This is a genomic window from Rhodococcus sp. BH4 (assembly GCF_002079265.1).
Lineage (GTDB): Bacteria > Actinomycetota > Actinomycetes > Mycobacteriales > Mycobacteriaceae > Rhodococcus_F > Rhodococcus_F qingshengii.
In genome coordinates this window covers 5,222,642-5,236,544 of record NZ_CP014941.1, presented here as the reverse complement: position 1 = coordinate 5,236,544, position 13,903 = coordinate 5,222,642, and the positions used below count along the sequence as shown (strand labels likewise).

14 protein-coding genes are annotated in these 13,903 nt (G+C 61.9%); 12 read left to right on the top strand and 2 right to left on the bottom strand.

The genetic code is table 11. The annotated features are described in order from the left end of the window. Window position 1 precedes the first annotated feature (1 nt). Window positions 2-916 (bottom strand): SDR family NAD(P)-dependent oxidoreductase, encoded by a 915-nt coding sequence (locus A0W34_RS24150; RefSeq protein WP_007731375.1) that lies wholly within the window; start codon window positions 914-916, stop codon window positions 2-4. Between the two features lie 100 nt (window positions 917-1,016). On the opposite strand from A0W34_RS24150, the gene A0W34_RS24145 reads away from it, so the two are divergent. Continuing rightward, window positions 1,017-1,634, top strand: a complete 618-nt coding sequence (locus A0W34_RS24145; protein ID WP_007731377.1) for a TetR/AcrR family transcriptional regulator — start codon at window positions 1,017-1,019, stop codon at window positions 1,632-1,634. Between the two features lie 302 nt (window positions 1,635-1,936). Continuing rightward, window positions 1,937-3,088 (top strand): magnesium and cobalt transport protein CorA, encoded by a 1,152-nt coding sequence (locus tag A0W34_RS24140; protein WP_007731382.1) that lies wholly within the window; start codon window positions 1,937-1,939, stop codon window positions 3,086-3,088. 88 nt (window positions 3,089-3,176) lie between these two features. Here the strand turns inward: A0W34_RS24140 and lppU are convergent, their stop codons facing one another. After that, window positions 3,177-3,794: an LppU family putative lipoprotein gene (lppU, locus tag A0W34_RS24135; protein ID WP_007731384.1), complete on the bottom strand. Its 618-nt coding sequence runs from the start codon at window positions 3,792-3,794 to the stop codon at window positions 3,177-3,179. 109 nt (window positions 3,795-3,903) lie between these two features. Here lppU and A0W34_RS24130 point away from each other — a divergent pair, with 109 nt between their 5' ends. From A0W34_RS24130 to A0W34_RS24085, 10 genes are all read left to right on the top strand, one after another. Next, window positions 3,904-4,950: an ATP-dependent DNA ligase gene (locus A0W34_RS24130; RefSeq protein ID WP_003940354.1), complete on the top strand. Its 1,047-nt coding sequence runs from the start codon at window positions 3,904-3,906 to the stop codon at window positions 4,948-4,950. Then, entirely contained in the window at window positions 4,950-5,990 is a 1,041-nt protein-coding gene (ligD, locus tag A0W34_RS24125; RefSeq protein WP_003940248.1) for a non-homologous end-joining DNA ligase, read from the top strand. Before A0W34_RS24130 ends, ligD begins: the two co-directional genes overlap by 1 nt. Window positions 5,991-6,068: 78 nt before the next feature. After that, window positions 6,069-6,584: a DUF6764 family protein gene (locus tag A0W34_RS24120; protein WP_407720053.1), complete on the top strand. Its 516-nt coding sequence runs from the start codon at window positions 6,069-6,071 to the stop codon at window positions 6,582-6,584. Window positions 6,585-6,692: 108 nt separating this feature from the next. Further along, window positions 6,693-7,904 carry a serine hydrolase domain-containing protein gene (locus A0W34_RS24115; protein WP_081558864.1) on the top strand — a complete coding sequence of 404 codons (1,212 nt, stop codon included), beginning with the start codon at window positions 6,693-6,695 and terminating at the stop codon, window positions 7,902-7,904. Window positions 7,905-7,919: 15 nt separating this feature from the next. Next, window positions 7,920-8,138, top strand: coding sequence for a dodecin (locus tag A0W34_RS24110; RefSeq protein WP_003939815.1), 219 nt, complete (start codon window positions 7,920-7,922; stop codon window positions 8,136-8,138). A gap of 10 nt (window positions 8,139-8,148) precedes the next feature. Then, a complete protein-coding gene (locus A0W34_RS24105; RefSeq protein WP_050654826.1) occupies window positions 8,149-9,030 on the top strand; it encodes a hypothetical protein in 882 nt (293 codons plus the stop codon). Window positions 9,031-9,111: 81 nt separating this feature from the next. After that, window positions 9,112-10,794, top strand: a complete 1,683-nt coding sequence (locus A0W34_RS24100; protein WP_081558405.1) for an FAD-dependent oxidoreductase — start codon at window positions 9,112-9,114, stop codon at window positions 10,792-10,794. A gap of 216 nt (window positions 10,795-11,010) precedes the next feature. After that, window positions 11,011-11,934, top strand: coding sequence for a L,D-transpeptidase (locus tag A0W34_RS24095; protein WP_081558404.1), 924 nt, complete (start codon window positions 11,011-11,013; stop codon window positions 11,932-11,934). 74 nt (window positions 11,935-12,008) lie between these two features. Then, complete coding sequence (locus tag A0W34_RS24090; RefSeq protein ID WP_172827032.1) at window positions 12,009-12,983, top strand: carbohydrate ABC transporter permease; 975 nt, start codon at window positions 12,009-12,011, stop codon at window positions 12,981-12,983. Beyond that, window positions 12,980-13,882 (top strand): carbohydrate ABC transporter permease, encoded by a 903-nt coding sequence (locus tag A0W34_RS24085; protein ID WP_081558403.1) that lies wholly within the window; start codon window positions 12,980-12,982, stop codon window positions 13,880-13,882. The genes A0W34_RS24090 and A0W34_RS24085 overlap by 4 nt, the downstream gene beginning before the upstream one ends. The last annotated feature ends 21 nt before the right edge of the window (window positions 13,883-13,903 follow it).

The following is a 13,903-nucleotide window of genomic DNA, read 5'->3' as shown; positions in this document are numbered from 1 at the left end:
CTCAGTTGCTGGGCTGCTCCGCCACGGCCTTCTCGACGAACCGGCGGGTCTGATCGAACGCCGCGGGCACCTGGACGGAATCGGTCATGTCACTGATCTCGGACCACCGTTCGGCGACGACCTCGGGCGAGAGTGCGCCTTCGGGGATGTAGACGCCCTGCGACTCTTCCATGCGAGCGATCGCGAAGACGCCGGCGCCGGCGCTGAGGATGGTCTTCGTCGGTGCGTCATCGGAGACCATGAACAGTGCGCCGGGTGAAATCGATTCGGGTGCAAGCAGAGCGAGAGTCTTCTCGTCGAGGAGGTCTTCGGTCATGCGGGTCGCGGCGGTCGGGGCCAGCGAGTTGACGCGGATGCCCTTGCGTTCGCCCTCGATGGCGAGAACGTTCATCAGGCCGACGACGCCGGACTTCGCGGCGCCGTAGTTCGCCTGGCCGAAGTTGCCGTAAATTCCCGATGCTGACGTAGTCATGAGGATGCGTCCGTAGTTCTGTTCGACCATGTGCGGCCAGACTGCCTTGGAACAGATGACGGAACCCATCAGATGCACGTCGATGACTTTGCGGAAGTCGTCGAGCTCGGCCTTGATGAACGACTTGTCGCGCAGGATTCCGGCGTTGTTGATCAGGATGTCCACGCGGCCCCACTTGTCCACGGCCGTCGCGACCATGGCGGCAACGGCGTCGACGTCGGTGATGTCGCAGTGGTCCGCGATGGCCTCGCCGCCCAGCTCGACGATTTCCGCCACTACTTTGGCTGCTGCGGTATCAGCGCCGCCACTGCCGTTGACCGAGCCACCCATGTCGTTGACGACGACGCGTGCGCCGCGTGCGGCGAGGGCCAATGCGTGTGAACGGCCGAGTCCGCCGCCTGCGCCCGTGATGATCGCTACCTTGCCGGAAAAATCCAACGACATTGGAAAACCTCTCTGATCTGGGATACTACTCAGTATTACTATGCGATGGCGTGGAAACAGTCAAGGGCCGGCGGGCAGTGTGAATGGGAGTGGAAGTCGAATGAGTAGTGATCTTCCGGACGTGCGATCCGCGATCATCACCAGCGCCGCCGACGCCTTTGCCGAAGACGGTTACGCAGCCACGACTGTAGATTTACTGGCCGATCGAATCGGCGCCACCAAAGGTCTTGTCTACTACCACTTTCGTTCCAAGTTCGACATCTACCTGGCAATCTACGAGCGCGGGATGAGCCTGCTCCGCGCTGAGGTCGAGTCTCGGATGGGCGGGGCAGAAAGCGGCCTCGCGCGTCTCGAAGCGATGTCGCACGCCCACCTGGTCAATCTCATGACACATCTCGGGTACCACCACACGATCCACCAAGGTGTCCGGGGTCAGATGAACTCCGCGCTCAAGCCGAGGCAACAGCAAGTCCTCGTGGAACTGAATTCGCTGCGACTCGACTACGAGAATCTGTTCGTCGACGTGATGACCGAAGGTGTCGCGGATGGTTCCATTCGTGCGGGCTCACCTCGAATGGCGGCAAAAGTCCTCCTCAGCAGTCTCAACGGCATCGACCTCTGGTACCGAAGGCGTGAAGGGCAGACGTTGGCGGAGACGGAGTCGTTGGCGGACCAGATCGTCGAACTGTTGATCGGCGGATTGCGCGCTGCGAACTGACTGAAAGCTGCATTCGTCGAGCGGGTTTTCTCCGACCGGTTCGTGCTGTCCTGCGGCTTGTCGTTCGGTTTGTCGTGCTCTGACAGTCGGGGTAGCATGTTGGCGTCGTGCGCGGACTTGCGTAGGAATTCAGGGAAGAGGAGGTGTGGCTGTAATGCGTGGCCAACCTCCGAGTACCAACTGAAGCTGTAGCCGCCCGGGTTGATCCGGTATTTTGCTGCAGCTTCATCGTGTGTTCATCGGCTTCGGCTTTGCTGTGAAGCAAGCGTCGTCGTTCACTCTTCCCTCGAAAGCTGTTCAGCATGCGCGAATTTCGTCGTTCACGTTCGGTACTGCCGCGTCGTTCCGCGGGGCTCGGTGACTCACATCCCGGACACTCGCGTGCCGCACGCACCGTCGTCAAGGCGGCCCCGCCCGAGGCGGTGGCGCCCGTCGAATCGACCGTCGTCAACAGCGGCGTGTACCGCGACGGCGAGCGGATAGCGTCACCGTCCACGCTGGCGGAAGCACTGTCATGCCTTCCGGATTCGCAGTCGATGGCGTGGATCGGCATGTACCGGCCCGACGACGCCCAGTTGTATGCCGCTGCACAACATTTCGACCTCCACGAACTGGCGGTCGAGGATGCGATCGTCGCGCACCAGCGCCCCAAGCTCGAGCGCTACGGCAAGACACTGTTCGTGGTGCTGCGTGCTGCGCGGTACCGCGACGAGACCGAGCGGGTCGAATTCGGCGAGTTGCACATCTTCTGTGGTCCGAACTTCATTCTGACCGTCCGTCACAGTGAATCGCCGGATCTGTCGGCGGTGCGGACTCGCATGGAGAACGATCCTGACCTGTTGCGGTTGGGTACCGAGGCCGTTCTCTATGCCATTCTCGACGCAGTCGTCGACGGGTACGCCCCGGTGGTGGCCGGACTGCAGAACGACATCGACGAGATCGAAACCGAAGTATTCAGTGGCGATCCCGGAGTTTCGCGTCGCATCTACGAACTGACCCGTGAGGTGATCGAATTCCAGCGGGCGACGCGTCCGCTGCTGGGAATGCTGCGTGGGTTGTCGGCAGGGTTCGACAAGTACCACACGGACGAGGAACTCCAGCGATACCTGCGCGACGTCACCGACCATGCGACGACTGTGGTGGAGCGGGCCGACGGCTTTCGTCAGTTGCTCGGAAACATCCTCACGGTGAACGCAACTCTGGTGTCGCAGAACCAGAACGAGGAGATGCGCAATCTGACGCAGGCAAGCTACGCGCAGAACGAGGAGATCAAGAAGGTCTCGGCGTGGGCGGCAATTCTCTTCGCGCCGACGCTCATCGGAACCGTGTACGGGATGAACTTCGACGACATGCCGGAACTGCACTGGCACTTGGGCTATCCGTTTGCGCTCTCGATGATGTTCCTGACCTGTGGAAGTCTCTACACGATCTTCAAGCGTCGGGGCTGGCTGTAGAAAGTGCCGGCTGTAGAAAGCGCTGTGCGCCTTGCCAACCGAGATCGGTTGGCAAGGCGCACAGGTGTTTTTCGGGAGGGCGCTCGAATCAGAGCGTTGCGACGCAGACCGTGAACTTACGTTCCGGGTGCTCGAATCCCGAGTCTGCCCCCGAACCGCATTCGTCGATCGACGTGGAGTTCTGCAGGATTTCGACGACCTCGACTACATTGGTGCCGCTGGTATCCGAGCATTCGATGCGGGCGGGCTCGTCCATTCCGCTGCCGAGGTCCATGCATCCGCCGACTACCCAGTCGACGTCGAGACAGACAGCGCCCTGCTCGTCACCCGCGAGGGTCTCGTAGTAGTACGAGTCGACGTCGGAGGCACACAGATCAGAGGTGGGAACCTTGGCGACCACCTTGTAGTTGGAATCCTTGCTACCGCAGTCCGCGTTGTCGATTTCTGCGGCCGTCGTGGTGCCTCCGAGCTTGACGCAATCACCGATCGACACGTCGATGTCGACGTCGCCGCCGTCGTCCGAACCCTCCTGGCCGGTGATCTTCGAGGTGGTCGGGGCCGCGGAGGTAGTGGTCGAATCGGCAACCGAGGAAGATGATTCCGCAATGGCTTTCGGCTCGATGTCGGAACCGCAACCGACGGTGAAGGCGGCGATTGCAGAAGTTGCGATCACCGCAGTGCAAAGTCGCCGGACGATTCCGGACATAAGGACCCCTTTGTTGATTCTTGGATAATTCTGTTGGTTCGTGGATTGTTCGGGACCTATTCCAATACATCGGTAGTCGAATTGCCAACCGGACTGTCAGTATGGGTAGGTGGAGCTACCCCTGATGCCGCCGCTCGCCCCGATGCTCGCGAAGGCTGCGGCCACTGTGCCGCCTCAGCCCGAGTCCGGTGACCCGACGTGGTCGTACGAGCCGAAATGGGACGGATTTCGAGCAATCATCTTTCGTGACGGTGACGAAGTGGTGCTCGGGTCGCGAGGAGGAAAGGACCTGGCGCGGTACTTTCCCGAAGCGGTGGAAGCTGTCAAGTCTGAATTGCCCGAAAAATGTGTCGTGGACGGAGAACTGGTGGTTCCCCGTGAGATCGACGGTGTGACGCGTCTGAGTTGGGAAGCGCTCTCCGAGCGGATTCATCCCGCCGCGAGCCGCGTCGCATTGTTGTCGGAACAGACGCCAGCGCAATTTGTCGGGTTCGATTTACTGGCGCTCGGCGATCGCGACGTCTCGATCGAGGACTTCGGGGTCCGACGTGCGCTGCTCCTCGATTGCATCGGTGGCGGGCCGAGTTGCCACGTCACGGCAGCGACGGCCGACAGCGCCGAAGCAATGGCCTGGTTCGAAACCTTCGAAGGCGCGGGTCTCGACGGGGTTGTCGCCAAGAAGCTGGCGGGACCGTACCTGCCGAACAAGCGCGAGATGATCAAGGTGAAACACGCCAGGACCGCGGATGTCGTACTGCTGGGCTACCGTCCCCACAAGAGTCAGCCAGGTATCGGGTCGATGCTTCTTGGTCTGTACGACGGTTCCGAATTGAAGATGGTCGGTGGCGCTTCTGCTTTCACCGCGGCGCGGCGGATCGAGTTGTTGGCCGAACTCGAACCTTTGCGCCTCGGGGACGACGTTGTAGCCGAGGGAGAGGCCAGCCGGTGGAGATCGGCCGCAGACCGCTCCTGGATTCCGCTTCGTCCTGAGCGGGTGCTCGAAGTGGCGTACGACCAGATGGAAGGGGAACGCTTTCGGCACGCTGCACGATTCCTGCGCTGGCGTCCGGACAGGGTGCCCGACGAATGCACATTCGATCAGTTGGAGGTTCCGGTGCGATACGACTTCGCGGATGTTCTTGCAGGCGGTAAGTGATGGCGAGCCCGGCAGAGGAACTGGACGTCGACGGGATCGCGGTCCGATTGTCGAGCCCGGACAAGATCTACTATCCGCAGTTGGGTGAGGACGGCGGAACCAAACGGCATCTTGTCGAGTACTACCGAACGGTGGCGCTGCAGGGTGCAGCGTTGCGGGCGCTCCAAGATCGGCCCACGCATCTTCAGCGATTCCCCGACGGCATCGAGGGCGAAGAGGTTTACCAGAAGCGGCTGCCGGCAAAACGGCCCGAGCACGTCGAATCCTGCGAGGTCACGTTCCCGTCGGGTCGCAAGGCCGACGTCCTTCGAGTGCGAAGTGCTGCGAACATCGTGTGGGCCGCCAATCTCGGGACTGTCACGTTTCATCCCTGGGCCGTGCGGTGCCCGGACACCGACCACCCGGACGAACTGCGCATCGATCTCGATCCGCAACCGGGGACCGGGTTCGACGAGGCCGTTGCCATCGCGGACGAGGTCCTTCGCCCTCTGCTCGCTGAGTTGGGATTGGAAGGATTTCCCAAGACGTCCGGTGGCCGAGGCCTTCACGTCTACATCCCGCTCGAGGCGCGCTGGGATTTTGTCGAGGTCCGTCACGCGGGTATCGCCCTTGCTCGTGAAGTCGAGCGTCGTAGTGCCGATCGCGCCACAACCGCGTGGTGGAAGGAAGAGCGGGGTGAACGGATCTTCATCGACTTCAATCAGAATGCCCGTGACCGGACGATCGCGGCGGCGTATTCCGCTCGTAAGACGCCGATCGCAACTGTGTCGACGCCGGTGACCTGGGACGAACTGCGCGACGTGCATCCAGACGACTGCACCATCGCCACGGTTCCCGGCTTGCTCGCCGATCGTGGTGATCCGATGGAAGCCATGCACGACAAGGCCTTTGCCCTCGATGTTCTGTTGGAGATGTGGGAGAAGGATCTGGCGGCAGGACTGGGCGATCTGCCGTACCCGCCGAACTATCCCAAAATGCCCGGTGAACCCAAACGTGTTCAACCGAGCAAGGACCGCGATCGGAAGAACAAAGACGGGTAGCGTCAGAGGCGGACATATCGGGTAATTCGATCAGACGTCGAATGTACGGTCACGTCGAATGCACTGTGGGGGTTGGATATGGATCGCCGGAAAATGCGAGCAGCAAGCTTAGCGGCGGGCGGTGTGATTCTTGCCGCCTTCGGATTGTCACTCGGTAGCGGAACAGCGTCAGCCGCGACGTTGGATTGTTCGGCGCGCGGGCAAGATCAGACGATCGTCGACGGGTCATCCGCATGCCGAGCGGTGGCAGATGCCTCCAGTTACGCGATTTCACACGTCGAGGGCGACGGCGTCGGCGTCGCGGATTCTCGAGACGGCGGCAGGTCGGCAGGCCTCGGCCTCTTCGGCGGCGTTGCTGCGGCGGAGTCGCGCGGTGGGTTACTTGCCGCCGTCGCGTACGGCCCGGGTTCGCTCGCACTCGGTCGCACCGACTCCTCACCATTTGCCGTCGTGCTCAGCGGACCTGGCGGCAGAGCGGCAGTGGGTGACGCGGACGTCGGGGCGATCTGCTCAGGTGGTCCCACCCTTGTTTTCAATATCGCCACAGGTCAGGGATGTTTCAGCGACGGCACTTCGACGTGGGTCACCCCGTGAGGGCACCCCGGCCCTGAGCCTCTTGCGTGACAGTGGTCACAATGGTGTCAAGCTCCTGCCACCGATCGGGTGACCGGGCAACTTGATCAGCGGGGATCGGAGGACGCGATGACTCCCAGTGCACGACGGGGTTCACTCGCCCGGGTGGAGGTGCCTTCGCGCACCGAGCTGTACGTGGACCGGCGATTCCTTCCCTTGGCCGACCGCTTCTTCGCGATGTATCGCCAACCGCAACAAGGTGGCGGCGCTCTCGTCGTGTACCTGGGCGGTGAGAAAGTGCTCGACATCTGGGCCGGCAATGCCGATCGTGATCGGCGCTGGGACCACGACACGGTGTCGCTGTCGTTCTCGACCGGCAAAGGCGTCGCCAGCACCGTCGTTCACCGACTCGCCGAACGTGGGTTGATCGACTACGACGCCCCGGTTGCTCGGTACTGGCCTGAATTCGCGGCGGCCGGCAAGGACAAGATCACCGTCCGTGAACTGATGTCACATCGCGCGGGCCTTCACCGAGTTCGCGGCTTGATGCCGCATCCTCTCGACCTGATGGACTACGACGCGGTCGTTGCCGCCCTGGCTGCCGAGAAACCGGATCCGCGTCGGCTTCGAGGCCCCGGCTATCACGCTGTGACCTACGGCTGGTTGGTAGCCGAACTTGTGGCCAGGGTGTCCGGTCAGCCGTTCATCGACGTCGTACAAGCGGAGATAGCGAAGCCCCTCGGAGTCGACGAATTCTGGTACCGCGTACCCGAAACCGAGCGTCCACGGATCGCGAAGCTGTTCCCACATATCAACCCTGCCGGCTTGAACTGGGCCTTCGCGTCGACCGTGCTCTCACACGTCGGTCCGACTCGCGGACTCGCGGAGGCCGCGATGCCGGACGGTTTCGACGTCATGGTGCGCAACCCGGCTGTCCACGACGCCGTCATGCCGGGCTGGAACGGAGTGTTCAGCGCGCGTGCTCTCGCGAAGATGTACGGCGCCATCGCGAACGGCGGCGTGATCGACGGGAAGCGGTTCCTGAAGGAATCGACCATCGACCAGATGTCGACCATCCAGACTCGCGATCGGGATTACGTGCTGGCGGTGCGGCCCAACTGGACTCTCGGTTACCACCCGCCGATCATTGCCGCGCGGCGGCAGTCGCGGAATGCGATAGGCCACTACGGAGTCGGCGGTTCAGGCGCGTATGCGGACCTGTCCAGCGGACTCTCGCTCGGTTTCACCACCAACAGGTTGGGTAGTGCTGTGACAGCTCTCGGTGATCTTCGCCTTGCGAGGCTCGGCGCCGAGGCGCAGGAGTTGGTTCGTCGAATCTGACACGAAGGGAATGCCATGAGCAGCAACGTGTACCGGGTGACCGAGATCGTCGGCTCGTCCACCGAGAGCAGTGACGCGGCAATTCGCACCGCCATCGCCCGGGCGAACGAGACGGTGCGCAACCTCGAATGGTTCGAGGTGGTGGAAACTCGCGGTCACATCGAGAACGGCGCCGTGGCGCATTTCCAGGTCACGTTGAAGGTAGGCTTCCGGCTCGACGGCGACGAATCTTGAGTCGTCGTTCATGAGTGTTGATCTCAGGGCGGCCGTCGGGTTCATGGCGGGACATGCCAGAACTCTCGATCGGCATCGACTGAATTTGATTCTCGGACAGGGTGACCGGACCGCGGCATTGGCGGCTGTGGACAGTTATCGCAACCCGGACGGTGGGTACGGCTGGGGACTCGAACCGGATCTTCGCTCGGCATCGAGCCAACCTGGCGGCGCGCTGCACGCCTTCGAAGCCTTTGCCGACATCGGAACGCCGACGCCCAGAGCGGTCGAACTGTGCGACTGGTTGCAGACCAATTCGCTGGCAGACGGCGGTTTGCCGTTCGCCTTCCCGATCGCCGACCCGGCCGGTTGTGCGCCCTTCTGGGTGGATGCGGATCCGTTGGCGCCGTCGTTGCAGATCACCAGCATCGTGTGTGCTGCAGCGGCTCGCGTTGCCGAATTCGACGAGGCCGTCGCCGAACATCCGTGGTTCGCCTCTGCCGTTCGATATTGCCTCGACGCGATCGACGGGGCGGATTCTCTCCATGCCCTCGAGCTGGCCTTTGCCTTGCAGTTTCTCGACGCGGTTCACCGGAACAGTCCCGAAGCGTCGTCGTTGGTGAGCACTCTTGGTTCGCGTATCCCGGCTGACGGCTTGGTTCACGTGGACGGGGGAGCCGAGGGCGAATTCATGCGGCCCCTCGATTTCTCACCGCTTCCCGGCGGCCCGACCCGCGCGTTGTTCGACGCATCAGTGATCGAGTCCGAACTGTCTGCGCTCGCTGCGCGACAACATGGCGACGGCGGTTGGGCGGTGGATTTCGACAGCTATTCGCCCGTCGCGGCGTTGGAATGGCGAGGTCACGCCACCGTGCAGGCGGTGTGGCTGCTGAAGCGCAATGGGGTGATCTGAAAACGATTCTCGCGCCAAATTGGAACACGTTATAGTCTGGGAACCAGTTCGAGCTTCGTGTTTCAGGGATAGGGGAATGTCATGGCGTATGTGATCACGCAGCCGTGCTGCAACGACGCCTCGTGTGTTGACGTGTGTCCGGTCAATTGCATTCACCCGACGCCGGACGAAGCTCCGTTCGCGACCACCGAAATGCTCTACATCGATCCCGACACCTGCATCGATTGTGGTGCGTGTGTGGACGAATGCCCGGTCGAGGCGATCTTCCCGGACAACGAACTCGACGAGGACGACGCGCCGTACCTGCAGATGAACGCGTCGTACTTCGAGAAGCATCCGATGGGCCCGGATTGGCCCGAGCCGATCACGATGGCCAAGATCGATCCCGAACTGGGAACGCTGAAAGTAGCGATCGTCGGCTCCGGCCCGGCCGCCTGCTACGCGGCGATGGAACTGACCGGCAAGCCTCGCGTCGAGGTCGACATGTTCGATCGACTTCCCACTCCCTACGGTTTGGTGCGCGCCGGCGTGGCGCCAGACCATCCCGGAACCAAGGGGGTCACCGATCAGTTCCGCGCCGTCGTCGCGAAGAAGACTGTGCGCTGCCACTTCAACGTCGAGGTGGGCACCCACATCTCGCATTCGGAACTCTTGGACCATCACCACGCAGTGATCTACGCGGTGGGTGCTGCCGGGGATCGCAAGCTCGAGATCCCGGGCGAGGATCTGCCGGGAAGTCACGCCGCCACCGAGTTCGTCGCCTGGTACAACGGCCACCCGGGATATGCCGATCGGACTTTCGATCTGTCCGGCGAGCGAGCGGTGATCGTCGGAAACGGCAACGTCGCACTCGACGTCGCACGCATCCTGGTGACCGACCCTGACCAGCTTGCGAAGACGGACCTCGCCGAGCACGCATTGGAAGCGCTGCGGAACAGCAAGATTCGTGAGGTGGTCATTCTCGGGCGTCGTGGGCCGGCGCAGGCCGCGTACACCAATCCCGAACTGTTGGCGCTCGGACAGATGGCGAACGTGGACGTAGTCGTCGACCCGATCGAAGCCGAACTCGACGAGGCCAGTCAGGCGTTCGTGGAAAGCGATGCCGCCGAGCCGTCCGTCCTGCTCAAGGTCAAGCAGGCGCAGGAATTTGCTTCGCGTACCGCAGATCCTTCTCGCAAGCGGATCGTTCTCCGGTTCCTCACCTCTCCCGTCGAGATCCTCGGCGACGGTGCAGTCTCGCAGGTGCGGATGGTGAAAAACGAATTGGTGGCAACGCCGACCGGTCAGCTCTCCGCCCGGCCTACCGAGACCGAGGAGACGATCGACACTTCACTGGTGCTTCGGTCGGTCGGATACCGCGGCACACCGATGGCCGACTTGCCCTTCGACGACGCTCGCGGCGTGATCCCCAACGAGAACGGCAGAGTAATCGACACCGAGACCGGCACGCCGATCCCGGGTGTCTACGTCGCGGGTTGGATCAAGCGCGGACCGACTGGCGTGATCGGCACCAACAAGTACTGCTCCGCCGAGACCGTGTCGATGATCTTCGACGACTTCGCTGGTGGGCGCCTCGCCGCCCCGACCGAGGATGCCGACAAGTTGCAGGTTTTGTTGGCAGACCGGTCGCCGGATCAGGTGGACTATCAAGGTTGGCAGCGTATCGACAAGGCAGAACGCGCATCCGGTGCCGCAACCGGACGACCGCGAACCAAACTCATCTCCATCGAATCCATGTTGGCGGCTGCCCGCAGCGACGGATAGCAACGTTTGGGCGAACATCCGAATTGCTCGATTGCCGCTTTTGTGTGTTAATGACTATGGAAATGTGCGGTTTGCTCTCTTCGGCGTGCTCGGGTGTGTAGGTGTGCTCCGAGCGGGTGCGTCCGAATGGTGCATCGGCATCGGTACCAGGCGGGTATCGATGCCGGCCGCGCAAAATCCACGTGAGTACGTGGTCAGTCGAGCGAAGGTAGTGACATGGGCAGCAAAAAGGGTCGTCGGACGTCACGGGTTGCCGTGGCAATCGTCGGAGCGGTGGCTGCCGGCCTGGCTCTCGCCGGACCTTCCGCGGCCGTTCCTCTCTTCCCCGGTGGACCGGACATTCCGTTGCCCGTCATTCCCGGCGTTGCGTACCTCGACCCGGCAATTCCGGTTCCGGGCATCCCGGGTACGCCGATCCAGGCGCCCATCGGCGTCCCCAACTTCTCCGCTCCGTCGCTCAATCCGTCCGCGGGTGAGACAGTCGGCATCGCGCAACCGATCATCATTCGATTCAACGAGGCCGTCGGCGACCGTGCTACGGCCGAACGCGCGATTCGCGTGACCACCGATCCGCCGGTCGAGGGCAGCTTCTACTGGATCAACGACAGCCAGGTCCGTTGGAAGCCGACACAGTTCTGGCCGGCGAACATCTCCGTGACCGTCGACGCCGGTGATTCGCACTCCACGTTCAACATCGGTGACGCACTCGTCACCGTCGCGGACGACAACACCAAGCAGGTCACCGTCACCCGCAACGGTGAGGTCGTGCGCACCATGCCGACGTCGTTCGGCAAGCCGGGTCACGAAACACCGAACGGCACGTACATCGTCGGCGAGCAGTTGCGCGACATGTACATGGATTCGTCCACGTACGGCGTCCCGATCGATTCTCCCGAGGGTTACCGCACCTACGTCGAGTACGCGACACGAATTTCCTACAGTGGCATCTTCGTCCATGCCGCTCCGTGGTCGGTTGCGCAACAAGGTTTCACCAACGTCAGCCACGGCTGCCTCAATGTCAGCACCGAGGACGCCAAGTGGTTCTTCGAGAACGCAGGCAAGGGTGACCCGGTGATCGTGCAGAACACCGCAGGTGGAGTCCTCAGCGGCGCCGACGGATTGGGCGACTGGAACCGCTAGACATCGACGAGGAAGGCCCTGCGCGAGAAGTATTCGCGCAGGGCCTTTTTCGTGTCGCGTTCAGCTCGAGTGTCTTGTACGTTCACCATTCATTCGTTGCGGGCGGTCAGACTGCCTCAGTGAGATCGAGTCCGGAAAGAACGCTGCCCACTTCAGGCAAGCCAGGTCTGTGGGGCAGACCATGGCGTGATTACGCGCTCTTCGCGCTCTTGGTCGGCCCCAATCTCGCGTTGCTGATCTTGTTCACCTATCGCCCGCTGGTGGACAACATCCGACTTTCGTTCTTCGACTGGAACATTGCGGACCCGAAGGCGACGTTCATCGGGCTGAGCAACTACCGCGAGTGGTTCGGACGAAGCGACACCTGGCAGATCGTCACCAACACAGTGATATTCACGTTGGTTACAGTGGTGGGTTCGATGGTCATCGGTTTGGCGTTGGCCATGCTGCTCGATCGCAAGCTCGTCGGGCGAAACCTGGTTCGGTCGGCCATCTTCGCGCCGTTCGTGATCTCCGGTGCAGCGATCGGTGTCGCGTTTCAGTTCGTCTTCGACCCCAACTTCGGCCTGATCCAGGATCTCCTGCACCGTGTCGGACTCCAATCGCCCGACTTCTATCAGGATCCCCACTGGGCGCTGTTCATGGTGACGGTGACATACATGTGGAAGAACCTCGGGTACACGTTTGTCATCTATCTCGCTGCACTGCAAGGAGTTCGGCAGGAGCTGAACGAAGCTGCCGAAATCGACGGCGCCAAGCCGTGGACCAAGTTCCGCCGGGTTCTCCTACCTCAGTTGCGCCCGACGACGTTCTTCCTCTCCATCACCGTCATGCTCAACTCGCTCCAGGTCTTCGACATCATCAACGTCATGACCCGTGGTGGCCCGCTGGGTACGGGGACGACGACGATGGTCTACCAGGTGTACAACGAGACGTTCCGAAACTTCCGGGCGGGCTACGGTGCGACGGTTGCCACCATCATGTTCCTGATCCTGCTGATCATCACCGTCTACCAGGTTCGTGCCATGGATCGGGGAGAAGAGAAATGACAGCGGTAGAGGAAAAGAAAAGCGCTGCTCCGACTTCCGTCGTTAGGCCGGGGCCGGACCGCAAGAACGTGGACCGGCGTGAGGTCGGTGTGAAGATCCTCGGCTATGCGGCAATGGTGATCGCGTTGGTCATCATCGTCCTGCCGCTCTACTGGATCGTGATGACCTCGTTCAAGGAGCGCCCGGAGATCTACACGCAGCCGGCAACGTGGTGGCCGTCGTCGCTGCATCCCGAAAACTATTCGGAAGCAACCACATCGGTCCCGTTCTGGATGTTCTTGCGGAACTCGATAGTGATCACGACGATTCTGTCGGCGGCGAAGTTCGTTCTGGGGACTCTCAGCGCCTATGGGCTTGTTTTCCTGCGCTTCCCGGGGAAGAACTTTGTCTTTCTCGGAATCATCGCCGCATTGATGGTTCCGAACCAGATCACCGTGATCTCGAATTACGCGCTCGTGGCAGAGTGGGGCTGGCGTAACACGTTCCAGGGCATCATAGTTCCGCTCGCGGGTGTAGCCTTCGGTACGTTCCTCATGCGCAACGACTTCCTCTCGATCCCTTCGGAGATCGTCGAGGCGGCGCGGATGGACGGAGCCGGCCACTGGCGGTTGCTCTGGCGCGTGGTGCTCCCCGTTTCCGGACCCACGATGGTGGCGTTCGGCATCATCACGGTGGTCAACGAATGGAACGAGTACCTGTGGCCGTTCCTCATGTCCGACGATTCCTCGGTAGCGCCGCTGCCGATCGGATTGACCCAACTGCAGAACAACGACGGACTTACCAACTGGGGTCCGGTCATGGCAGGAACGGTGCTGACGATGCTACCGATCCTGGTGATTTTCCTTCTGCTGCAACGACACATGATCAAGGGCCTCACCTCCGGTGCGGTCAAGGGCTGACAGCTTTCCCGTCACATTTCT

Excerpts from the sequence above, each read along its gene's own strand:
- A0W34_RS24095 (WP_081558404.1), top strand. The coding sequence starts at position 11,011 with ATGGGCAGCAAAAAGGGTCGTCGGACGTCACGGGTTGCCGTGGCAATC.
- A0W34_RS24120 (WP_407720053.1), top strand. The coding sequence starts at position 6,069 with ATGGATCGCCGGAAAATGCGAGCAGCAAGCTTAGCGGCGGGCGGTGTG.
- A0W34_RS24115 (WP_081558864.1), top strand. The coding sequence starts at position 6,693 with ATGACTCCCAGTGCACGACGGGGTTCACTCGCCCGGGTGGAGGTGCCT.
- A0W34_RS24085 (WP_081558403.1), top strand. The coding sequence starts at position 12,980 with ATGACAGCGGTAGAGGAAAAGAAAAGCGCTGCTCCGACTTCCGTCGTT.
- A0W34_RS24105 (WP_050654826.1), top strand. The coding sequence starts at position 8,149 with ATGAGTGTTGATCTCAGGGCGGCCGTCGGGTTCATGGCGGGACATGCC.
- ligD (WP_003940248.1), top strand. The coding sequence starts at position 4,950 with ATGGCGAGCCCGGCAGAGGAACTGGACGTCGACGGGATCGCGGTCCGA.
- A0W34_RS24150 (WP_007731375.1), bottom strand. The coding sequence starts at position 916 with ATGTCGTTGGATTTTTCCGGCAAGGTAGCGATCATCACGGGCGCAGGC.
- A0W34_RS24140 (WP_007731382.1), top strand. The coding sequence starts at position 1,937 with ATGCGCGAATTTCGTCGTTCACGTTCGGTACTGCCGCGTCGTTCCGCG.
- lppU (WP_007731384.1), bottom strand. The coding sequence starts at position 3,794 with ATGTCCGGAATCGTCCGGCGACTTTGCACTGCGGTGATCGCAACTTCT.
- A0W34_RS24145 (WP_007731377.1), top strand. The coding sequence starts at position 1,017 with ATGAGTAGTGATCTTCCGGACGTGCGATCCGCGATCATCACCAGCGCC.
- A0W34_RS24100 (WP_081558405.1), top strand. The coding sequence starts at position 9,112 with ATGGCGTATGTGATCACGCAGCCGTGCTGCAACGACGCCTCGTGTGTT.
- A0W34_RS24110 (WP_003939815.1), top strand. The coding sequence starts at position 7,920 with ATGAGCAGCAACGTGTACCGGGTGACCGAGATCGTCGGCTCGTCCACC.